Source organism: Pannonibacter sp. I15F10I1, assembly GCF_900185665.1.
GTDB lineage: Bacteria > Pseudomonadota > Alphaproteobacteria > Rhizobiales > Stappiaceae > Pannonibacter > Pannonibacter indicus.
Window position 1 is genome coordinate 105849 of sequence record NZ_FYAN01000026.1, and the last position, 22135, is coordinate 127983.

The following is a 22135-nucleotide window of genomic DNA, read 5'->3' on the forward strand; positions in this document are numbered from 1 at the left end:
GGCTTTTTTCTTGGAGAATCGGGTGAAAACGGCGGTTTTCTGCGAAAAAATGGCTTGCTTTGCCGTCTGTTTCGCACGAATTTCCGGCCAGCGGCTTTGGCGAGAATCGCCTGCTTTCCGCCGTTTTGTAGAAAGGGACTGCTATGAACAAGAACGATCTGATCGCGGCCGTGGCTGAGAAGACTGGCCTGACCAAGGCTCAGGCCGGTGAAGCCGTCGACGCCACGTTCGACGCCGTGACCCAGGCGCTCAAGGGCGGTGACGAAGTCCGCATCATCGGCTTTGGCAACTTCTCGGTTTCCGAGCGTGCAGCCACCGAAGGCCGCAACCCGCGCACTGGCGAAACGATCCAGATCCCGGCTTCCAAGACGCCGAAGTTCAAGGCCGGCAAGGGCCTCAAGGACGCCGTGAACGCCTAAGGCAGTTCCGGAGCCTTTACCGGGCCGCCTTCGGGCGGCACGGTAAAGCCCGTGCGGCGCTGAGCCGCCGCGTCCCGGCAGCATCTGCATCCGGAGCCTGGTGCTCAACCCGCCCGAAAACCCGCGTATGGTCTCCATACGCGGGTTTTTCCGTTCCGCCGGGCAAGAGGGAAGCGGGCAGGGGAGAGGCGGGTACCTGCGGCTGGCACCGGTGGCTGTAAAGCCAGGTCTTGCGATGCCGGCGTATCCCGCCCTGAAAATGCTCCAACGCCGCAAGGGCTTGAGCAGGCCGCAATCAGGAAAGCTCATTGCGGGAAGGTGTGAAACCTCGGTTTTCCGCCATCTGAAGCGCGTCTGCCGCGCCGCCATCAACAGGTTATCCAGAGCCCTCAGGAAAAGCGCTTGAAGGTCCCTTGGCCCTTGCCAAGCCGGATCATTGCCCCTAAAAGACGGGCTTCCGGATCGCCCTGATCCGGCTGGCCATCAGTGCCGGGCGGTTAGCTCAGTTGGTAGAGCGCCTCGTTTACACCGAGGATGTCGGGAGTTCGAGTCTCTCACCGCCCACCATTTCAAGCCTTTGAAATGATTGAATATTCTGGAATTGCTGGAGTTCTGACCGCCTGACTGGTACACAGCGGTGGTACACAATGAGCCTTTTGATGCCCTCTCCAGCCCTTATCGGCAGACGCTACTATCTTCGCATCCGCGTCCCTTCGCATCTGGCAAAGCAGGTGCGGGGGCGAACAGCTTTCCTCCCTGTTGCGGGAACGTGGAAGGCCGTGAAGATCAGCGACACCGTGAAGCTATCCCTCGACACGGCAGACGCAGCTACAGCCAAGGCCCGCTTCGGGGAAGCCTATGCCGTCCTCCAGAGCGTATTGCAGGCGCTCTCATCGCCACCCGTGGTGCTGAGCCATAAGCAACTGCTTGCACTTGCTGGTGAGGTTCGGAGCGCCTTTGTTGAGGCGTTTGATGACGAACCGGGGAACGCATCGACATGGGCGGCTGTCATCGAATGGAACACAAAAGCACGAGCAGGGCGCGTTCATCCTCTCAAGATCGCTTCCGATGAGACGAAGCTTGCGGATATGGAGAACCGCTTCGGGCAATTTGCAGATGTGAAGCTGGCCCAGCGCGGCCTTTCTGTAAGCCCTCAACAGCGGTGGAAACTCATTGAGCTGGCAGCAGCAGCCCTTGATGAGGCTGCGGGCGTCAACCTCAGGAAGGCCCTAGGCGACTATTCCGACACAGGCGAGACTAACCGTTACCCTGAGTTTGTGCCCCCTGCTGCCGTTGCTGCCTCAACTCCGAAGCAGAGCGAGACGGGGAACGCCCTCACTCTTGAGGCGGTTATCTCAGAGGAAGTCCGCAGGCGCTCTGCGGGGCGTGACGCGGTGGCCCTCCGGGGGGCAACTGTGAAGAAGTTCCAGATAGCCGCTGCCGGGTTCTGCGAGTTCCGGGGCAGTCCTGATGCTGCAAACATCACAGCAAGGGAAGCCGATGCTTGGAAGCGGGACATGCTGGAAAAGGGGGAGCTATCGAACAACACCATCAAGCAGCGGTTACAGAACCTGCGCACTGTGGTCGAGTGGGCGCGGCAGCATAGCCTAGGGGAGCTTTATCCATCCGGGAACCCGCTTGCCATCGTCAAAGCGCCAGCCTTCCAGACAGTGGCGAGTGATGCCCGTACCTTCACCATGGAAGAAGCGGCCCGCGTCCTCACGGCAGCACGGCTGGAGAGTTCCCCGGACCTGCGCTGGCTTCCTTGGATGACCGCTTATTCAGGTGCCCGCATCAATGAACTTGCCCAATTGACGCCGGGGGATTTCTTCCATGTCGGGCAGGACTTTTTCTACCGGCTGACAACCGCAGGGGGGAAGACCCTCAAGACCAGAGCAAGCGAGCGGGTTGTTCCTGTCCATCCTGAGGTGATCAGGGAGGGACTGGTGGATTTCATCGCCAGCCTCTCCGGGCGGCCTGCGCTGCGCATTTTCCCCACACGCGCACAAGCCAATATTGCGGAGTGGGTACGGGACAAGCTGCGCATTGTACGTGCCGAACTTGCGCCCAATCACGGATGGCGGCACCTGTTTGAGGACCAGTGCATGAACGGGGGTGTTACCGATGCCGCCCGGATGTACATCACGGGACGCGCTTCTGGAAAATCCAGTGAGGGATATGGCAAGAGCCAAGCAATGCTGCCCGGTCTTGCAAGGGAAATTCGGAAGGTTCCGGCAATTCCGCTGATGATCAAGGAAAGCGCATAAGGAGCCCCACGGTGGGCTCATGAACAGCATCCGGTTTTCCTGTCTCTTCCACAGGCGGGGCCATCGCTATGCCTTCGTGCGTCCCCTTGGGGGCTTCCATGCCCCATTCCTCAACAGCAGTTTTGATTGGAACATCCTATGCACTTCTTCGCAGCCGCAGCCCGTGACCTTGCCTTGAACATCCGGGACGGCATCACCCACCGCTTCGGCTTTGCCGGGCACGGCCTCTTTCTCCACCTGCCGTTCACCAGCCGCAGCCTGTGGATTGAATGGCGGGAAACTGCCGTGGGCTTTGGCATGGACAGGACGGATGCAATGAACGTCGAGTTCTATGCAGGCCGCATTCAGGGCGTCCTTTCGGTTGAGGGGGCGCGGTAATGGTTCTTGCCGTTCTCGCTGGTATTGGAACCTACATTGCAGTCAATGCGGCGTTTGGCGCGGTCCACGCGATACTCTGCTCCTCCAGCCAGTTCATGAACATGCTGCTGCGCGTCTCATACTTTGCCTTCCCGATCAGGGTAGCATGCTGGGCGGCTGCGGCTTGGGTGGGCTGGAGTGTCGGCGCGTCGATGGCCTAGGGATGCCCACGGACTGACAAGGGCTTCACCTCTGGAAATGTAAAAGGGCCACGGTGTCGCTTACCGTGACCCTGATTTTCACCCTCTAGCAAAGGGGGCTCGTGGCCTTTCGGCTCCGGCCAAGGAATAGCTTAGGGCGTTTCTGGTGGCCCTGCAAGAGCGCCTGCCGTATCTGACGGGGGCGGTTTAGTAGCCCTTAAATTTGAGTGCTACCTCTCCAACACCGTTCGCGTAGTCGAGATCGACGGCCAGCCGTGGTTCGTTGCGGCTGACGTGTGCCGCATCCTTGGTCTTTCCCAAGTGACGAACGCGCTCAGGAACATCGGACGTGACGAAATAACCCTTACTCAGATTAAGGGTTTCCGTGGCAGTCACGTCAACACCGTCTCCGAAAGCGGCCTCTACAAGCTCATCATGCGCTCCGACAAACCGGAGGCCCGCAAGTTCCAGGATTGGGTCACCCGCGAAGTCCTCCCGTCTATTCGTAAGACGGGCGGCTACCTGCTGAACGAAGAGGCACGCGAGACGGCACCGGGCCAGCGCGGCGTCAATTACGGCCCACCTTAGAACGCCTCACAACGCGGCGATTTTCCACAGATTTCTAAGGACACCTCAAAAATGCAGCAGAACCCCGCCGTCCGCACGGCATTCGACTTCTTCATGTCCAAGGGCTACTCCCATGCCCAAGCGGCGGGCATCGTCGGCAACCTCATGGGCGAAAGCTCCTTCCGCACGGATGCAGTGGGTGACGGCGGGAAGGCCAAGGGCATTGCCCAGTGGCACCCCGACCGGTGGGAACCTCTGACCGCATGGGCGAAGGCGCAGGGCAAAGACCCGTATGACCTGACCACTCAGCTTGAGATGGTGGACCTTGAGCTTCGCACGAAGGAGACCAAGGCGTTCAATGCCCTGATGAATGCCAAGACTGTGGACGAGGCAACAGCGGCCTTCATCGGCTTTGAGCGTCCCCAAGGCTGGACCCCGAACACACCCCGGAACGGGCATAACTATTCCGGGCGGCTCCAGTTCGCCAACACCGCGTTCGGGCTCATGACCGGCGTAACGCCTCCTCCGGTGACCACCTTGGGCATCGGCGGTGGGTCTTCGGAATACCGGGTGGGCTCCTCAGGGAATGCCGTGAATGCCATGGACGCCTCCGCTCCGGTGGTGCCCTTCACTGAGGCGGAGCTTCGTGCTCAGGCGCAGGAGCGTGAGGACGCTGCCGGAGATGTCAACCTGTGGCAGGCCACCAAGGACGCCGTATACACCCAATGGTCCCTTGCGCAGCTCTGGCAGGATAAGCCCGAGTGGGCACCGGACCCGAAGTTCCGGCTGGACATGGACACCATGGAAAAGCTCACCGATGGCATCCCGGAGCGATACTGGGACCGCTTCTCCGGTGCGTACTCCATGAAGCAGGCGGAAGGCATCCGGGCATCTCTGGAGAAGACCCTAGCCGCTGAGCAGCGTCTGGCAGGGATGGGCTGGGGCGGCACGGCTCTTTCTGTAGCCGCTGGCCTGACTGACCCGCTCGCATGGGCTGCGGCTGCGGGCGTCTCTGCTGCATCCTTCGGCGTAGGTGCCCCGGCTGCTATCGGTGCCCGGTTTGGCAAGGCCGGAATGGCTGGCCTCACCGCAGCGGAAGCAGGGGCAGGCACGGCCCTTTCTGAGGCGGTCATGGCCGCGAACAAGCCGACCTATGAGGACAGTGAGTTTTACTGGGCGGTAGGTGTTGGCATGGGCTTGGGTGGTGCCTTCGGGACGCTGCGGAAGAACCCGCACACACAAGCCGAAGCAGACCGTCTGGAGGCCATCGGGAAGCAGTTGCGGGACGCCGCCACCGGCAGGCATCAAGGGGGTTCCACGGCAGGTGCTGCGCAGGTTAGCTCCGTGCAGCCTCTCCGTGGGGATACCTCGGAAATCGTGCGGGATGCAGTGAAGCCGGATGTCTTCCATGCGCCCCGCTATGACGTTTCATATTCACTGAAAAGTTCTGACAACAGCCTCACGGCCATGATCGGTGACCAGCTCGTGGAGGATGCTGCCCGGAACAAGTCGGGCATCACGCCCATAGGCGCGTCCGAAGTCCAGCAGTGGATTGAGATCACCAGCAGCGCCAAGTGGGCATCCCGCAGCGCCGCCAACTTCCGTGACTTCAAGAAGCGGAACCCCGGTGCCTCCATGCAGCAGTTCCATGAAGAGGTGACCCAGTTCACGCGGGACCGGAACCTCTTTCAGGAATATGACCCCGCTGTGAAGGCACAGGGCGCGGTGCAGCGGGAAATCTTGGGGGACTTTGCCGAGATGGCAGCGAACCCCGGCGTTCTGGATGGCCGTCAGCTCCGCCCCCTTCGCGGCTTCGAGGGCAAGGGCCGGAATGACTTCTACGTCCCCCGAATGTTCGATCTGGGGGCGGTCCACAACGCCCTCAGCAAGTTCGGACATGCCACGCTGGTGAAGTTCATGGCCCGTGGTGTGATGGCTGTGAACAAGGAAATCTCCGAGGAAGCCGCCGAGAAGTTCATGCGGGGCTACCTTCGGAAGCTCCACGGGATGTCCGCAGGTGAAGTTCAGGGCGCACATAGGGCGTTCTCGGGTGAAGACCTTGACGGGCTTAAGGCTCACCTCATGGACGGCACGGACCTTTCCGAGCTGGAGATTGATCAGATGATCGCCCACATGAAGCCGCAGCCGGGGGACGGCGCAAGCCGCCATGGGAAGCAGCGTGCCTTCTATGATGAGCAGTTCTCGGAAGTCCTCCCCACACGCAACGGGGGCCGGGAAGCATTCCGCATCTCTGACCTGTTCATCAATGACGCTGACCAGCTCATGCGGAGTTACATGCGCACTATGTCGGGCCGCATCGCCATGGCCCGGCTCCAGATCAGGAACCCCAAGTGGACACCGGGGGACGCTGCGGATGAGTTCTTCGTCAACGGCATCACCTCAGATGGAGAGTGGAAGACGCTCATGGACAAGGTGATTGCCGTGGGTGACGAGATGGGGATCAAAGCGGCAAAGAACGTCAAGGACGTGGAGCGCATGAACTGGGCCTATGACACCATCGTCGGGCGCAGGCATGACAAGAACAGCGCATGGAACCACGCCCTCCGCATGGCCCGTGATTACAACTTCCTTCGTGTCATGGGGCAGGTGGGCTGGGCTCAGATATCGGAGTTCAAGAACACGGTTGGTCATCTGGGCGTCAAGGCAGCTTTCACCAACATGCCTTCGTTCCGTTCCATGTGGCGCAATGCCAGGACGGGAAAGCTTGATGATGGCCTCGCTGATGAGATCGAGAACATCATGGGCGTAGGCACGGACTGGGTAAGGCACACCAGTCACCGCAGGATGGATACCTTCGAGAACCCCATGGATGATTTCGCTAACCCTTGGCTCAAGGGCGTGGATGACTTCCAGCAGGGGGCCAAGCGCGTGGTCTCCGCAGCCTCCGGGATGGCTCCTATCAACACCTTGCTCCAGCGCTGGACGGGCAGGGCCATCTACAACCACTTCGCCATGCTGGCCCAAGGACGCATCAAGGTGAACCCGAGGCGGCTTGAGGCTCTTGGCCTTGATGCTGAGATGGCGGAGCGCATCTCCGAAAGCATCCGGCAGCATGCGAAGTTCGAGGGGAAGAACGTCCGCTCCATGAACCTCGACAAGTGGGCAGACCAGGAGGCCGTCTCTGCCTTCAAGCTTGGTGCCTTCCGGCTCTCCCGGACCATCATTCAGGAGAACGACATTGGAGGCATGGCCATGTGGATGAGCAAGCCGCTTGCCCGCACCTTCCTCCAGTTCCGCTCCTTCATGCTCCAAGCGTACACCAAGCAGTTCCTACAGGGGATCAACTTCCGGGACACGGGAACGGCTGTGTCCTTCATCGGGAGCACCGTGGCCGCTGCTATGGTCTATGTCGCCCGCACACATGCCAACTCGATTGGCCGCAGTGACCGGGAGGAGTACCTTAAGAAGCGGCTGACGCTTGGGAACATTGTCACGGCAGGCATCCAGAACTCGACATGGGCCAGCATCTTTCCGCCCCTGATCGACCTTGCGGCCTCTGCCTTCACGCCCGAGGGCACGCCCCTGTTTGATGCCCGGAATACCCAGCTCTCGGGCGGGCTGTTCTGGGGGAACCCCACGGCAGACCTGGGGGACAGCGTCATCACGTCCTATCAGACAGCCGGGCAACTGGCACGGGGCAAGCGTCTTTCTCAGGAGGATGCCCGGACCTTCGCCCGCATGCTGCCTTTCCAGAACCTCCACGGGATTGCGCAGCTCTACTCCGGGATGGTTCGGAGCCTGCCCGAGTGGACGCCGAAGAAATAACCCGGAATACCCGAAACCCTAACCCGGCCCCCGTCATTGCCAAGTCCAGCAGTGGCGGGGGCTTTGTCATTTCTTATGCCCAGCATCGAAAGGATAGCCATGGAAACGAACAGCGAAGCAGACCTGCGCACTGTCACCGCAGGAAGGCATTACGTGATCACAGTGGACGGTTCATGTCTGGGCAACCCCGGAGCGGGTGGCTGGGGCATCGTCAAGCAGTTGAAGCAGGGCGGCAAAGTCCTGCGGCAGGCGGCTTATGCAGCTCACTCGGAAGAGCTGAGCACCACGAATAACCGCATGGAGCTTACGGCTGCTGCCATTGCTGCCGAGAGGATGATGGAGACGGATACGCCCGCCATCCTGCGTACGGATGCAGCCTACGTCATGAAAGGCATGACCGAGTGGTTACCGAAGTGGAAGCAGAACGGCTGGCGCACTGCGGACAGGGGGTGGGTGCTAAGTCATGACCTGTGGGAGCGGCTGGACGCGGCCTGTGATGGAAAGACCATCCTGTGGGAGAAGGTGAAGGGACACTCCGGCGATACCCTCAACGAGCTTGCGGACATGCTGGCCCGGAACGCTGCGGGCGGGATGTACAGGAAGCGGTCTGTCAAGACGCTTCACCCGGAGCTGTTCCTGTCTGGTGAGATTGCAAGGGTGGCCAATAACGCGCCTTGATTGCGGCCCACCTTAGGAGGAGAGGGGGACCGAAGACCACCTAGGTCAAACCTAGGATTTCTATTCATAGGATATGTATCAGAGGTAAAACCTAGGTCTTACCTAAGTCCCGCCTCTGCTGCCCTCCTATCCACCTCCGGCGCTCACCGGCTGACGCCTACTCACACCCAAAGCATCGCGCCAACAGGACCAGTCACCTTCCCCGTCTCAACCGGGGGAGGGCCTTGGTCATGCGCACCTGACAGATAGGAAATGCGAAAATGAACCAGATCACGAACATCACCGCAGCAGCCGCAGCAGCAACCGAAGCCCTCACCATGTCCAGCCGGGAGATCGCCAAGCTCACCGGGAAGCGCCACGATCACGTGATGCGGGACATTGCTGCAATGCTGACTGAACTGCATGGTGCCGGGGGTCTCCCCAGATTTGGGGACACCTACCGCAACAAGCAGAACGGCCAGACATATCCGTGCTTCAAGCTCCCCAAGCGTGAAACCCTCATTCTCATCTCCGGGTATTCGACGCGCATCCGTGCCCGCATCATCGACCGCTGGATTGAGCTGGAGGCAGAGGCTCAGAAGAAGGCCGCTCCCCCCAGCATCCCTGCGCGGGACGTAATCTACGATGGACGGGTGGCTCACTATATCGAGCTGATGCAGGAGCATGTGGTCGCTCCTCTGGTCCAGCTTGTGGCTGACCTTGTGCGGACTGCGGGCAACACGAAGGAGCCCGAGGCGAAGAAGGATGGGCGTCTCATCTCCGCACGGGAGGCCCGTGCTGAGTTTGGTCTTTCGCAGTCCGCCAGTGAGATTGGCATCCGGTCCACCTAATACTGCCAGGCTCACGGTGTCCGCTACTACCAGCGCCGCAGTGATCAGGGCGTCAACAAGTACCCGGCATGGGTGATCAGAGAGGTGTTCGTCTCCGCCTGACATCAAGCCAGGGCCTCACTGTCCTAGGCAGGGCCGCCGTTCTGGAGGGGGATTGATCTAGGTTTTCCTAGGTAATGCCGCAGCGCGAGGGCGGGCTTCTCAACCAGACGCCATGAGAGGTAAGCGATAGGTATCACTACCAAGGCTGACACCAATGCGTTGGTGATCCCGCCCTGCCCTGGCCACCAGACTAACTGCTGGATCGGCCACGCGTAGATGTAGACGCCATACGAGACATCCCCAAACCTATCCAAGTCCACATGCGGAGTGCGATACGCCAGATAGAAGATGACATAGGCCGTGCAAACCGCATGGACCAACAGGAAGTAAGGCCCCCAAAGGGCGAACAGGGGGACGACTAGCGCCAGAACGGCTAGTGGCCCCGATAGAGGGATATAGTCCCTGTTCGCCCAGGCGGCGCAGCCCATCAGGAAGAACGTTAACGGATGCTGGTATCTGGTTTCACCGGAGAAGATGAAAGAAAGGTCAGGCCCATACACCACCAGATAGAGCAGACCAATGATCATCAGATTAGCGGCAGCCCTCCTGCGCCATACACCCATGATGCCGAGGCCTAGTACCAGTAGATAGCTGCGCAGCTCCACCGGCAGCGTCCACATCGATCCATTCGTGCTCCCTGGGAATGGGTTCTCCATGAAATTGAACGGTAGGTTCATCTGCCACGACCAGAGCGGTGCGTTCTGGAAGTACGTAGTCTTCACCGTGGCGAAATACTCTCCGAGACTGACGTTCGATCCTAGCGGGCCGATCACCAGGGTGGCGATTACGCAGAACATGATGATGCCTGGATAGAGCCTCAGCCCACGTGAGATGATGAAATGGATTGCGCCTCGTCCCGCAAACGATGCGGTGATCAGGAACCCGCTGATAGCAAAGAACCCGCCGACAGCGAGCTGGGTGATGGCGGTGTGCGGAACAATCAGTAGAGAGATCGGGTCATAGCCGTTCCCTGTGATCGGATAGGAATGACCGAACAACACTAGCAAGGCGAACAGTGTACGCAGAAGTGTGAAGTTGTTCTCTCTATTTCCGTCATAATCCTTGAGAAACCGAATGCTCATTGAGACTGGAAGACTTCCACTAAATCGGGAGGTGGTCCACGTCCTTAGCGCATATAAAAGTTGAAATCTAGGGGGTATCCGTGAGGCGCACGCGCATCATCGACCGGTGGATGGAGCTGGAGGCAGAGGCTCAGAGCCGTGAGGCGAAGGAGCGGGCCGGTGATCAGCAGACCATGCCGATGCCTGAGCTGTTCGCCCAGTTGATGCAGCAGCAGACGGAGACAAGCCGAGTGCTGGCTGAAACCCAGCGCATGCTCGCGGGATTGCTCACCGCCCCGAAGGAGCCCGAGGTGAAGAAGGATGGGCGGCTTATCTCCGCACGGGAGGCCCGTGCTGAGTTTGGTCTTTCGCAGTCTGCCAGTGAGATCGGCATCCGGTCCACCAAATACTGCCAGGCCCACGGCGTCCGCTACTACCAGCGCCGCACGGCAGCAGGTTGGACACGATGACGGGGGCCAGAGGCGAAGAGACGCTCACAGTTGAGCACCGCAGCACTGGGCTGAGTTCTCGGCCGAGCTACAAGGGCTGGCTTGCCGCCCAGAAGACAGCCGCTCTTGCCCGTGGCGGGAAGCCCCTACGGATGACCGGGGGCAGCGATTGCCGGGAGTTTCCCCGCGTGCCGCAGCGCAGGGCAGGCGAAATCATCAACCCCCTCACGGGTGAGGTTGTCACGGGATGCCTGACCGCCTCAAAGCTCTCCGGAGAACTGGGCCTGTCCTCCCGGAAGATTTACGACCAGCTTGAGAAAGCCGAGGCTGTGGCCCGTGTTCTGCGGGCAAGGGAAGTGCCGATGATATGCGCCCCTTGGCTGACGAAGCCCATGTATGAGCATGTGCCAGAAGTCACCCGTGCGGGGGTGGAGGACGGCCTTGTCATCCCCATCGCCTTCAGCCACGGGGGCAGGGAGACACAGTGCATTCTCATCACGGAGAAGGGGCAAGCCGTGGTCAGTGCTGCCTTGGCAGGGAAGACCGGTGAGACGGAGAAGACGGGGAAGGTGGAGACCAAGAAACAGGTTATCCGTGAGCTGCTGGCTTCGGGGCACTCACGGGCAGAAGTGATGAGGCAGACCGGATGGCCGAAGCAGACTGTCTCACGGCTGATGATGACGATGGAAGACCATCATTGATGAGTGTCCCATTTTATCGGTCATTCCCCTATTAAGAGAGCATGGGGCACTGAATAGGCAATGCTAGGACGGCCATAAGCCGGGAAGACCACATCTCTGGATAATAATCGGAAGGGTCACATACCATGGGCTCAGGTATGATCATGTCCAGGGGGAAGCCTGTATCTCATCATCAATGGTGAGGGTGATAGCTATGCCCTTCTCCGACCATCACCCTTTCTATCATTCCCCTCCGTAGCGTCCATGGCTGTGGTCTTTCCATAGAAAAGGGCGGCCTTTCTTACCGAAAAAATCCGAGGCGGCAATCGATATAGAGGAAACGCGCGTGTCCCCCGTGGGGGCGCGGGAATAGCTCCCGTGCGCGCCTAAGCATGCGCGGTTATGGCTCCCGCAGGCGCTCGCATGGCTTGACCTTCGCCGTCCCTCCTGCATCTTCCGAAGACAGCAAAGGGGGACGGCATGGGCCTTGCACCAGCACGACAGAGCACCACCACGGCAGGACAGCGCACGCTCCGGGGCCTGTTCCTTCACCTGAGCGTCTTTCGGGAACTGCGGGCTGAGATGCCCATGCAGATGGCGGCTGTCTTCCTGATGGTGGCCATGAAGCCCGGCGTCCATCAAAGAGACCTGCCTGACCTGTTGAACCTCAGTCAGTCTTCCGTCTCACGGAATATCAACGCTCTTGGCAGGACCGACAGGCATGGAGGCAAAGGGCTGGGTCTTATCGAGCAGAGGGCCGGAAGTCTGGGCTGGAGAACGCCGGAACTGTACCTGACAGAGGCGGGCAAGGGCTTGGCGAAGCGCTTGATGGCCATCTGACCCAGCGTGTCCGGTATGGGTGTACCCGGACAGGACATGCCTAAACCGCCCTTTTGTGTCCCGCATGGGTTGACTTCCGATTTATCGGACGATATTCCTGTTTTGTCTTAGACATTATCGGACAGGATTTACCCCATGAAAATCGGCTACGCCCGCGTTTCTTCCCTCACCCAGAATGAAGGCGCACAGGTGGACCTTCTCAAGCGGCACGGCGCTGAGGAGTTGTTCATTGAGAAAGCCAGCGGCACAAGCCGGGAAGGCCGTGAGAAACTGAAGGAAGCTATCAGGTTCGCCCGGAAGGGGGACGTGCTGATGGTCACCCGTCTTGACCGGCTGGCCCGTTCCGTGCTGGACCTGAACGCCATATCACTGGAGCTACAGGCCAAGGGCGTGGACCTTATCGCCACTGAACAGAACATCGACACCACAACGCCTACCGGGCGTCTCATGTTCAACATGCTTGGCGCGATTGCAGAGTTTGAGACGGACCTGAGAAAGGAACGGCAGCTTGAGGGCATCGCCAAGGCGAAGCAGGAAGGCCGTTACAAGGGGCGTCCTGTCACTGTTGATGCAGATGCTATCAGAGCTGCAATATCATCTGGGGATAAGCCTACGGCGGTTGCAAAGCGGTTCAACGTGGCCCGCTCGACCGTCTACCGAATTATGGGCGAGCCTGCTTAAGACAGGGCGTATCTGTGCGTTTTCCGCTGCTTGACGGGTAGGGCACTACGCTGGTACACAGAAAACATAAGCTGTCAGAAATACAGCAATGAAAACAGCATGTTCTGGGCGCCTCTGTGGACTTCGAGTCTCTCACCGCCCACCATCTTGTACCAAGCCGCCGAGCTGCTGACGCATCACGCCTTGAAAAGGCTCAAGCGACGCACGGGCTTGAGCAAATCTCTGACAATCAGCCGATCTGGCCTTTGCTGCGTTGGTGCAGCGGCTTCATAGCGTCAAGGCGTGCTGTTTCCGTGCGGCTTCGGCGTGTCAGTGTTATTGGGTTGCCTTGCCTGCCAAGTGCTTGTTTTATAACCTTATTGTGGAATATTGTGCAGTTTGCAGATAAATTTTTACTCCTGCCTAATTGCAAGTCCTTAAACTGCAGGGTGTGGGTTGTGAGGATTGCTGTATGAGCGTGCAGGACGTTTCAAGGAAATATGCGGTGACGCTGCGCGGCAAGGGCGGCGTTCCAATCGTCTTTGCCCATGGCCTCGGGTGTGATCAGACCATGTGGAAGGATGTGGCTCCCGCCTTTGAAGCGTCCAACCAGGTGATTCTGTTTGACCTGATCGGGTTCGGCAATTCGGATCACAGCTGCTTCAGCTACGAGCGGTATCAGTCGCTTTCCGATTATGCGGATGACTGTATCGAGTTGATTGAGCATGTCTGTTCCGAGCCGGTCATATTCGTTGGCCATTCCGTCAGCGCCATGATTGGTGTTCTGGCGGCCGGGAAGCGGCCGGATCTGTTCAGGCAGCTGGTGCTGATCGGTCCGTCCCCGTGCTATGTGAATGATGGCGCGTATCAGGTAGGCTTCAATGCGGCGGATATTGAAGGCCTGATCGAGGCGATGCGGTCGAACTATCTCGGCTGGACGAAAGGGATTGCGCCGCTGATCATGGGCAATCCGGAACGCCCGGAACTGACGGCGGTTCTGGAGGAGAGCTTCTGCCGGACGGATCCTGATGTCGCACAGCATTTTGCAGCCCTGACGTTCTGGAGTGACAACCGCAACGATCTGGCGTCTGTCACCACGCCGGCTCTGGTCATCCAGTGCTCCGATGATGTCATCGCACCGCAGACTGCCGGCCGCTATGTGGCCACGCAGATGCCCAATGCGCAGTTCGTCGAGCTCAAGGTTACGGGCCATTGCCCGCATGTGAGCCATCCTGCCGAAGTCATTGAAGAGATCAGGTGCTATGCCGGGCTTCCCATCCCCCTCAGCTGACGTCCCCGGACTTCTTGACGCATGGTATGATGCCCCTTGCGCGCTTGCGGTCACGGATGCCTCCTTCCGGGTGACCCGTGCCAACAGGCTGTTCTGCCGGCTTGCGGGAACCGGCGAAAGTGAGGCTGAAGGCAAGCGCCTCAGCAGCTTCCTGAGCAGGCCAAGCCAGATCTATTTCGAAAGTGTTCTGGCGCCGCTGCTGCACATCGAAGGCGCCTGTTTTGAAGTCGCGCTCAGCCTGCAGGCTGCGTCTTCGTCCACGCCCGTTCTGGTCAACATGACGGTCCGGACCGGGGTCTCGCCGCGGCTCTACGATGTGGCCGTTTTTCCGGCGCCGGAGCGGCGCTCCTTTGAAGAGCAACTGCTCAGTCTCAAGAGCGATGCCGAGCGGCGCGCCGCCTGGCTTGCCCAGCTTGAGGCTCTTTCAGGCATCGGAGCATGGACCTACGAGATCCGGACGGGACGGATGCTCTGGTCCGGCCGGACCTATGAGCTTTACGGAATCAGCAGCGGCACGGATATCGATCTGGAAACGGCTCTGCGGCCCTTTGCACCCGCCGTCCGCAGAATGATTGAGGATATGCTGGCGCAGCCGGATCTGCCGAGCCTGGCGCCCGTGTCCCATGAAGTGGAGTTCAGCCATCCGTCAGGTCTGGTCCGCCGTTTCAAGATTGCAGGCCATGGCAGCGTCAACCAGCTCGGCGAGCCGGTGATTCAGGGCGTTCTGCAGGACATCACGGACGCCTATAACAGTCAGCTCGACCTGTGGCGCGCAGCCCATTTCGACCAGATCACCAGCCTGGGCAACCGCTATCATTTCAATGCAGAACTGTCGGGCCGGACGGAGCCCAAGGGCAAAGCGGCTGAGTTCTTTCTGCTGATCATTGATCTTGATGGCTTCAAGGCCGTCAATGACACCTATGGCCACCGCGCCGGGGACGATGTTCTCAAGGAAGTGAGCCGCCGCATCAGCCTGTGTGCCAGCGCAGGCAGCTTTCGTCTTGGCGGCGATGAATTCGCGCTGATTGTTGACGCCAACTCCGGAGTTGATGCGGTGAGAGCGCTGGCCCAGCATCTGCTGACGGATATCGCCCGTCCGATTGATATCGGGAAGGAGGCGGTCTGCGTCAGTGCATCCATCGGCATTGCGCACTATCCGTCCGACGGATGCGAAAGCGATCTGCTTCTGCACGCGGCTGATTGCGCCATGTATGCGGCCAAGAAAAACGGCAAGAATCAGTTCGCCATGTTCCGTCTTGAGGCGGGAGCGGACATCTGACGGTCCGGCCAGGGACTGCAGCAGACGCCTGCCCAGCAAAAAACCGGCGGAGTGATCCGCCGGTTTCTGTATGTGGAGGGCAGGGGGCTGCCCGCCGGGTCTGTCATCAGGCGGCAGCGACAGCGCGCAGGAAGGTTTCGATGCGGTTGCGCAGGTCCTCGGTGCTCTTGGCGGTCTGGCCGGAGTTCTGCAGCACGTCTTCCGCTGTCTGTGCGGTGCGGGTTGCCCCGTCGGCGACGTGATGCATGTTTTCCGTGGCCATACGGGTCCCCTGAGCGGCTTCCTGAACGTTGGCGGAGATTTCCCGCGTCGCCTTGCCCTGCTCGTCCACGGCCCCGGCAATGGCGCCGGTGTAGCCATTCACCTCTTCCATGATGTCGGTGATCTCTTCGATCACGGCAACGGTCTCGCGGGTCGAGGCCTGAATGGCAGAGATCTGCGAGGAGATTTCTTCCGTTGCCTTGGAGGTCTGGTTGGCCAGTTCCTTCACTTCGGCGGCGACGACAGCAAAGCCCTTGCCGGCCTCACCGGCGCGGGCGGCCTCGATCGTGGCGTTGAGGGCGAGCAGGTTGGTCTGTTCGGCAATCGCCTGGATAAGGCTGACGACCTCGCCGATCTTCTGAGCGGCAGCGTCAAGGCTGGCGACCTTCTGGTTCGACTGGGCGGCACTGGTGGTGGCTTTGCCGACGATGATGCTGCTCTGGCTGACCTGGCGGTTGATCTCGCCGATGGAGGCGGAGAGCTCCTCTGCGGCCGAGGCGACGGTCTGCACATTGGCGGTGGCCTGTTCGGAGGCGGCGGCTGCGCTGCCGGAGGTTTCTTCCGTGCGTGTTGCGATCTGCTTCAGGGCAACAGCTGCCTCATTGAGGCGGCCGGTGTTTTCGGCGACGACACTGAGTGCCTGCTGCGACTCGACCTGGAAATTCTCGATCAGGCGGGCAATCGCCTCCTGGCGCTGATGCTCGCGCAGACGGTCGGCTTCGCTCTGGCTTTCCAGCTGCTGCCGGGTAAGGCCATTGTCGCGGAACACGTTGACGGACCGGATCATGTCACCGATTTCATCCTCGCGGCCCGTGCCATCAATCTGCGAGCCGAAGTTGCCGTCAGCGATCTCCAGCATGCGCAGCGACAGGCTGCGCAGCGGGCGGGCGATGGAGCGGGCGACGAGAACGGCGAGCGTCACACAGGCCAGAACAAGCACAGCCATGAGGCCGGCGCTGCTGATGGCCGTGCGCCAGTAGGCCGCGTTGATGTCTTCCAGAAGCACGCCGGAGCCGAGCACCCAGTCCCAAGGCTGGAAATAGGAGACATAGCTCACCTTCGGCAGCACCACGTTGTTCGGATCCTTCCAGGAATAGGCGACATAGGCACTGCCCTTCGCCTTCGCCTCCGTCACGAACTCGCGGATGTGCTGCTTGCCATCTCCATCGGTGGAGTTGATCAGGTTCTTGCCTTCATTTTCAGGCTTGGCCGGATGGACGAGGCTGGTGCCGGCGGCATCATAGACGAAGACATAATCCTTACCGGAATTATAGAGCATGCCGCGCAGGGCGTTGCGGGCAGCAAGCTGTGCGTCGGATTCGCTCATCTCGCCCTTGGCCGCGCGGGCCTGATAGGTGAGAGCCACATTCTGCGCCGCCTCAACAACACTCTTGATTTCCGTACGCTTGAAGGCGTTCAGGTTTTCGCCAAGTGCATAGAGCTGGTACGCAAAGGCAGCCGCGAAACACAGACTGAACAATCCGACCAGGGCATAGAGTTTGCCGCTGACAGTCTTGGGTGTTCCGAATTTCATTTTTAAAATTCCTCAGATGCAGGGTCCGTCCCAGCGGAACTATGCGGTCTATCGCTTAATAATTCAGAAAAACGCTACGTTAGTTTTATGTATTGTCCTGGTTGTATCCGTCTGCGAATGCGAATCTCCGGGTGTGTGGTGGCTGGTGGTTTTCTGGATAAGTCTGCAGCTTTTTGCGCGCGATGAGAATTTATCCACAGAGCTGCAGCCGATCCGCCGATGCGGGATGGCGGTTTTCTGCCTTTTTTGAAAAACAGGTCATTCGCCGGTTCAGGGGTGCTTGACTTCCGTCCGGGGCCGCCGTACATCGGCACCACTTCGCGGCGCCGGAAGGTTGCTGCGGGGGAAACGAAGCGGGTGTAGCTCAGTTGGTTAGAGTGCCGGCCTGTCACGCCGGAGGTCGCGGGTTCGAGCCCCGTCACTCGCGCCATTCCCTTTCAGAGGGTTTGGCAGCCGTTTCGTAAAGTGTGCGGGTGTAGCTCAGTTGGTTAGAGTGCCGGCCTGTCACGCCGGAGGTCGCGGGTTCGAGCCCCGTCACTCGCGCCACTTACGAAACTTGATGAAGCCCCCTTTGCGGGGCTTTTTTCATGTCCGGTAAAAACTTTCCACGTTTATGAAATGCCCGCCCAGCGGGGCAGGGCTGCGGCGGTTGGCCGCGGCGCTGGAGGCTGGCCCGGATGGTGGGCCGGATGGTGGGCCGGATGGTGGGCTGGGGCGTTTCGGAGGCTCGCAGGGGCTTTCCCAATGCGGTTTGCGCTCTAGCTTGTCTGTAAGAGGATATGCGTAGTGCTCTTCTGCCGTAGCGGAGGCATGGTTTTCCGGTGATGGCGGCGGCAGTTGGCTTCTGCAGGCGATTGCGCTGTCTGCTTTCGGCTCTTGCGTTGCCCATGCGCGTGAGCTAAGCGTGCGCTCGCATGTTGGTAAAATCGGGGCGTTTGACAGGCTCGAGTCGTACTCCTATGAGTGGGGCACGTGCCGGAACCACCGGATCTCCTCCCGATCCGGCCCGCCAAGTGCAAGGACGCGAAAGACATGGAAGATCTGTTGCGGGATTATCTCCCGATTGCCGTCTTCATCGGTATTGCGCTGGTCATTGGCCTGGCGCTGCTGGTGTCGCCGTTTTTGCTGGCCTATTCCAAGCCGGATCCTGAAAAATTGTCGGCCTACGAGTGCGGATTCAACGCCTTTGACGATGCGCGCATGAAGTTTGATGTGCGCTTCTATCTGGTGTCCATCCTGTTCATCATCTTTGATCTGGAAGTGGCTTTCCTCTTCCCCTGGGCGGTTGTGTTCGGGGATCTGGGCTGGCTCGGCTTCTGGTCGATGATGACCTTCCTTGGTGTGCTGACCATCGGCTTTATCTATGAATGGAAGAAGGGGGCTCTGGAATGGGACTGACCACGTCTTCGGGCACGCTGGTCGCACCCGCTCCGAAGGGTGTGATCGATCCGGCCACCGGCAAGCCCGCCGGGGCTTCCGATGCCTTCTTCATGCAGGTCAATGACGAACTGGCCGACAAGGGCTTTCTGGTCACCTCGACCGAGAGCCTCATCCAGTGGGCCCGCACCGGCTCGCTGATGTGGATGACCTTCGGTCTGGCCTGCTGCGCCGTGGAAATGATGCAGATGTCGATGCCGCGCTATGACGCGGAGCGCTTCGGCTTTGCTCCGCGCGCCAGCCCGCGCCAGTCCGACGTGATGATCGTCGCCGGCACGCTGACCAACAAGATGGCGCCCGCGCTTCGCAAGGTCTACGACCAGATGCCGGAACCGCGCTACGTCATCTCCATGGGCTCCTGCGCCAATGGCGGCGGCTATTATCACTATTCCTATTCGGTGGTGCGCGGTTGCGACCGCATCGTGCCGGTTGACATTTATGTCCCGGGCTGCCCGCCGACGGCAGAGGCGCTGCTTTACGGCGTGCTGATGCTGCAGAAGAAGATCCGCCGCACAGGCACGATCGAACGCTAAGGCCGTCCGGGCGCAAGGCCCGGGCAGCACCGTGTAGAATGCAAGGGTGCGGGTTGAGGGATCCGCACCGTCAGGTCCGGAAGGGTCGGGAACAAAACGATGGACGAGACGCTGAAGGAACTCGGCGAGCATATCGGGCTGGCGCTGAAGGACCGGTTGTTGTCGTGGCAGGTTGCCTATGGCGAGCTGACGCTGACCGTTCCGGCCCAGGACATCATCGATGTGGTGCGTTTCCTGCGCGATGACGCGAGCTGCAAGTTCGTCAATCTGACGGACATTTGCGGTGTGGATTATCCCTTCCGCGACAAGCGCTTCGATGTCGTCTACCACTTCCTGTCGCCGGTGCAGAACCAGCGCATCCGCGTGAAGGTGGCGACCGACGAGGACACGCCGGTTCCGTCGCTGACGCCCGTTTTCCCCGGTGCCGAGTGGTTCGAGCGCGAAGCCTACGACATGTACGGCATTCTCTTCTCCGGCCACCCGGATCTGCGCCGCATCCTGACGGACTACGGCTTCGACGGCCATCCGCTGCGCAAGGACTTCCCCGTAACCGGTTACGTGGAAGTGCGCTATGACGATGACAAGAAGCGCGTCGTCTATGAGCCGGTCCGGCTGACACAGGAATTCCGCAACTTCGACTTTCTCTCGCCCTGGGAAGGCACGGACTACGTGCTTCCCGGCGATGAGAAGGCAACGACGAATTAAGGGCGGGCGGCATGGCTGAGGCTCAGGTTCGCAATTTCAACATCAACTTCGGTCCGCAGCATCCGGCGGCGCACGGCGTGCTGCGCCTTGTGCTGGAACTGGACGGCGAAGTGGTGACGCGCGTTGATCCGCATATTGGTCTGCTGCACCGCGGCACCGAGAAGCTGATCGAGCAGAAGACCTATCTGCAGGCGGTTCCCTATTTCGACCGCCTCGACTACGTGGCGCCGATGAACCAGGAGCATGCCTTTGCCCTGGCGGTGGAGCGTCTGCTCGGCATCACCGTGCCGATGCGCGGGCAGCTGATCCGTGTGCTCTACTCGGAAATCGGCCGTATCCTGTCGCATCTGCTCAACGTGACGACGCAGGCCATGGACGTTGGCGCGCTGACGCCGCCGCTCTGGGGCTTCGAGCCGCGTGAAGAGCTGATGGTGTTCTATGAGCGGGCCTGCGGCGCGCGCATGCACGCTGCCTTCGTCCGGCCGGGCGGCATCCATCAGGATCTGCCGCGCCAGCTGCTGGATGATATCTGGGACTTCTGCGATCCGTTCCTGCAGACGCTGGACGATATCGACGGCCTTCTCACCGACAACCGCATCTTCAAGCAGCGTAACGTCGATATCGGCGTTGTGACGCTGGAAGAGGCCTGGGCCTGGGGCTTCTCGGGCGTCATGGTGCGCGGCTCGGGCGCTGCCTGGGACCTGCGCAAGTCGCAGCCCTATGAGTGCTACGGCGATCTCGACTTCGACATTCCGATCGGCAAGAACGGCGACTGCTACGACCGCTATCTCATCCGCATGGAAGAGATGCGCCAGTCGATCCGCATCATGAAGCAGTGCCTTGAGCGCCTGACCAAGGAGACCGGTCCGGTCTCGTCCACCGATGGCAAGATCGTGCCGCCGAAGCGGGGCGAGATGAAGCGGTCGATGGAAGCGCTCATCCACCACTTCAAGCTCTATACGGAAGGCTACCACGTGCCGGCTGGCGAAGTTTACGCCGCCGTGGAAGCGCCGAAGGGTGAGTTCGGCGTCTACCTCGTGGCGGATGGCACCAACAAGCCGTACCGCTGCAAGATCAAGGCGCCGGGTTACAGCCATCTCCAGGCGATGGATTTCCTCTGCCGCGGGCATCAGCTGGCCGACATTTCCGCAGTGCTCGGTTCGCTCGATATCGTGTTCGGGGAGGTCGACCGCTAGGGAATGGATCTGACAAGAGCCCCGATCTGCGTGGACAAGGCCAGCGGCGCCATCTCGGATGCGACGCCGGTGGAGCACGCGGGACTGGTTCTGACACGGATGGCAGCCAAGGCGCTGCGGCCGCTGGACGATCTGGGGTTCTCGCATGCGGCGCGGCTGATCCGCTGCCTGCTGCCAAGCCGCCGCAAGGTGGCTGTCAGGTTCACGCAGGACATGACGTTCTGCTTCCCTTATGGCGACGGCTATTGGGGGCTTCTGCTGGATCCTCGCGATACCTACGAGGAAGAGGTGGAGGCGCTGCTGCTGGCGGTGAAGGATTGTGAGTACGCCTTCATCGATTGCGGTGCCAATTACGGATACTGGTCGCTGAAGGTGACCAGCGAGCGGTTTGGCCGGCACAAGGCGGCCGCAATCGAGCTGGATCCCGCCAGTTTCGCGCTGCTTGAGGCGAATGTGGCGGCGAACGGCGGCAGGGTCACCTGCCTCAACCGGGCGGTGGCCGGACGGGATGACGATGTGCTCCGTTTCTACGGGGCCAAGCATGAGGCGCGATCCGTTGTGCCTCAGGCCGGTGTGGAGCCGAAGGGTGAGGTTCTTTCGGTCACGCTGGACCGCCTCGTGGACGATGGACACATTCCGCAGGAGGGGCCGCTGGTCCTGAAGCTGGATGTGGAGGGCATCGAGATCGAGGCGCTGCGCGGTGGTGTGGCGCTTCTGATGCGCGATGTGCTCGTGATCTACGAGGAGCATGGCAGCGACCGCAGCCATGCCGTTTCGCGCTACTTGCGCGAGGACTGCGGAATGCGGTTGTTCGGCCATGCCGGACACGACTTTTTTGAACTCGGCCCGCTCGGTGAGCTGGACCGTATCAAGACCAACCGGCGCAGAGGTTACGACTTCTTCGCCACACGCAGCCGCTTCTGGCTCGACCGTCTCGAATCCCTCGCAAGAGGGTAGGGGCGCCGGGCAGGACCGGAGTGGCAGCGGCCCACAGGGCACGGAA

19 protein-coding genes, 3 tRNA genes and 1 pseudogene are annotated in these 22135 nt (G+C 60.4%); 21 read left to right on the forward strand and 2 right to left on the reverse strand.

The window, feature by feature from the left end; translation table 11 throughout:
- Positions 1-143 precede the first annotated feature (143 nt).
- The 8 genes and pseudogenes from IF10I1_RS13810 to IF10I1_RS13845 all read left to right on the forward strand — a co-directional run bounded on the left by IF10I1_RS13810 (position 144) and on the right by IF10I1_RS13845 (position 9104).
- Positions 144-419 (forward strand): HU family DNA-binding protein, encoded by a 276-nt coding sequence (locus IF10I1_RS13810; RefSeq protein WP_019964686.1) that lies wholly within the window; start codon positions 144-146, stop codon positions 417-419.
- A 491-nt stretch (positions 420-910) separates the two neighbouring features.
- Positions 911-986: transfer RNA gene (locus IF10I1_RS13815), tRNA-Val, on the forward strand.
- 212 nt (positions 987-1198) lie between these two features.
- Positions 1199-2686 (forward strand): integrase, encoded by a 1488-nt coding sequence (locus tag IF10I1_RS13820; RefSeq protein WP_186393274.1) that lies wholly within the window; start codon positions 1199-1201, stop codon positions 2684-2686.
- A 138-nt stretch (positions 2687-2824) separates the two neighbouring features.
- Positions 2825-3064, forward strand: coding sequence for a hypothetical protein (locus tag IF10I1_RS13825; RefSeq protein ID WP_186393275.1), 240 nt, complete (start codon positions 2825-2827; stop codon positions 3062-3064).
- Between the two features lie 437 nt (positions 3065-3501).
- Positions 3502-3831: pseudogene (locus IF10I1_RS13830) on the forward strand (Bro-N domain-containing protein); the annotation flags it as partial.
- A 51-nt stretch (positions 3832-3882) separates the two neighbouring features.
- The gene (locus tag IF10I1_RS13835; protein ID WP_186393276.1) at positions 3883-7596 is read left to right on the forward strand and encodes a phage tail tip lysozyme; all 3714 of its coding nucleotides are present in this window, start codon (positions 3883-3885) and stop codon (positions 7594-7596) included.
- A 99-nt stretch (positions 7597-7695) separates the two neighbouring features.
- A complete protein-coding gene (locus IF10I1_RS13840) occupies positions 7696-8274 on the forward strand; it encodes a ribonuclease H (protein ID WP_186393277.1) in 579 nt (192 codons plus the stop codon).
- A 260-nt stretch (positions 8275-8534) separates the two neighbouring features.
- Positions 8535-9104, forward strand: a complete 570-nt coding sequence (locus IF10I1_RS13845; RefSeq protein ID WP_186393278.1) for a Rha family transcriptional regulator — start codon at positions 8535-8537, stop codon at positions 9102-9104.
- A 125-nt stretch (positions 9105-9229) separates the two neighbouring features.
- Here the strand turns inward: IF10I1_RS13845 and IF10I1_RS13850 are convergent, their stop codons facing one another.
- Positions 9230-10288, reverse strand: a complete 1059-nt coding sequence (locus IF10I1_RS13850; protein ID WP_186393279.1) for an acyltransferase — start codon at positions 10286-10288, stop codon at positions 9230-9232.
- A gap of 80 nt (positions 10289-10368) precedes the next feature.
- Here IF10I1_RS13850 and IF10I1_RS13855 point away from each other — a divergent pair, with 80 nt between their 5' ends.
- The 6 genes from IF10I1_RS13855 (at position 10369) to IF10I1_RS13880 (ending at position 15466) form a co-directional block, all read left to right on the forward strand.
- Positions 10369-10737, forward strand: coding sequence for a hypothetical protein (locus IF10I1_RS13855; RefSeq protein WP_186393280.1), 369 nt, complete (start codon positions 10369-10371; stop codon positions 10735-10737).
- Complete coding sequence (locus IF10I1_RS13860) at positions 10725-11417, forward strand: hypothetical protein (protein WP_208994280.1); 693 nt, start codon at positions 10725-10727, stop codon at positions 11415-11417. The genes IF10I1_RS13855 and IF10I1_RS13860 overlap by 13 nt, the downstream gene beginning before the upstream one ends.
- A 459-nt stretch (positions 11418-11876) precedes the next feature.
- A complete protein-coding gene (locus tag IF10I1_RS13865) occupies positions 11877-12236 on the forward strand; it encodes a MarR family winged helix-turn-helix transcriptional regulator (protein WP_186393282.1) in 360 nt (119 codons plus the stop codon).
- Positions 12237-12371: 135 nt separating this feature from the next.
- A complete protein-coding gene (locus IF10I1_RS13870; RefSeq protein WP_186393283.1) occupies positions 12372-12917 on the forward strand; it encodes a recombinase family protein in 546 nt (181 codons plus the stop codon).
- Positions 12918-13368: 451 nt separating this feature from the next.
- Complete coding sequence (locus tag IF10I1_RS13875; protein ID WP_186393284.1) at positions 13369-14187, forward strand: alpha/beta fold hydrolase; 819 nt, start codon at positions 13369-13371, stop codon at positions 14185-14187.
- A 70-nt stretch (positions 14188-14257) separates the two neighbouring features.
- Positions 14258-15466: a GGDEF domain-containing protein gene (locus IF10I1_RS13880; protein ID WP_186424543.1), complete on the forward strand. Its 1209-nt coding sequence runs from the start codon at positions 14258-14260 to the stop codon at positions 15464-15466.
- A gap of 106 nt (positions 15467-15572) precedes the next feature.
- Here IF10I1_RS13880 and IF10I1_RS13885 read toward each other — a convergent pair whose 3' ends face one another.
- Entirely contained in the window at positions 15573-17261 is a 1689-nt protein-coding gene (locus IF10I1_RS13885) for a methyl-accepting chemotaxis protein (RefSeq protein ID WP_186393286.1), read from the reverse strand.
- A gap of 353 nt (positions 17262-17614) precedes the next feature.
- On the opposite strand from IF10I1_RS13885, the gene IF10I1_RS13890 reads away from it, so the two are divergent.
- The 7 genes from IF10I1_RS13890 (at position 17615) to IF10I1_RS13920 (ending at position 22089) form a co-directional block, all read left to right on the forward strand.
- A tRNA-Asp gene (locus IF10I1_RS13890) sits at positions 17615-17691 on the forward strand.
- A 39-nt stretch (positions 17692-17730) separates the two neighbouring features.
- Positions 17731-17807: transfer RNA gene (locus IF10I1_RS13895), tRNA-Asp, on the forward strand.
- A gap of 486 nt (positions 17808-18293) precedes the next feature.
- Positions 18294-18659: an NADH-quinone oxidoreductase subunit A gene (locus IF10I1_RS13900; protein ID WP_026355734.1), complete on the forward strand. Its 366-nt coding sequence runs from the start codon at positions 18294-18296 to the stop codon at positions 18657-18659.
- Positions 18650-19231 carry an NADH-quinone oxidoreductase subunit B family protein gene (locus IF10I1_RS13905; RefSeq protein WP_050473199.1) on the forward strand — a complete coding sequence of 194 codons (582 nt, stop codon included), beginning with the start codon at positions 18650-18652 and terminating at the stop codon, positions 19229-19231. Before IF10I1_RS13900 ends, IF10I1_RS13905 begins: the two co-directional genes overlap by 10 nt.
- Before the next feature lie 99 nt (positions 19232-19330).
- Positions 19331-19936 (forward strand): NADH-quinone oxidoreductase subunit C, encoded by a 606-nt coding sequence (locus IF10I1_RS13910; protein WP_050473200.1) that lies wholly within the window; start codon positions 19331-19333, stop codon positions 19934-19936.
- A gap of 11 nt (positions 19937-19947) precedes the next feature.
- Positions 19948-21132, forward strand: a complete 1185-nt coding sequence (locus tag IF10I1_RS13915) for an NADH-quinone oxidoreductase subunit D (RefSeq protein ID WP_058899695.1) — start codon at positions 19948-19950, stop codon at positions 21130-21132.
- Between the two features lie 3 nt (positions 21133-21135).
- A complete protein-coding gene (locus tag IF10I1_RS13920) occupies positions 21136-22089 on the forward strand; it encodes an FkbM family methyltransferase (protein WP_122520233.1) in 954 nt (317 codons plus the stop codon).
- Positions 22090-22135: the final 46 nt, after the last annotated feature.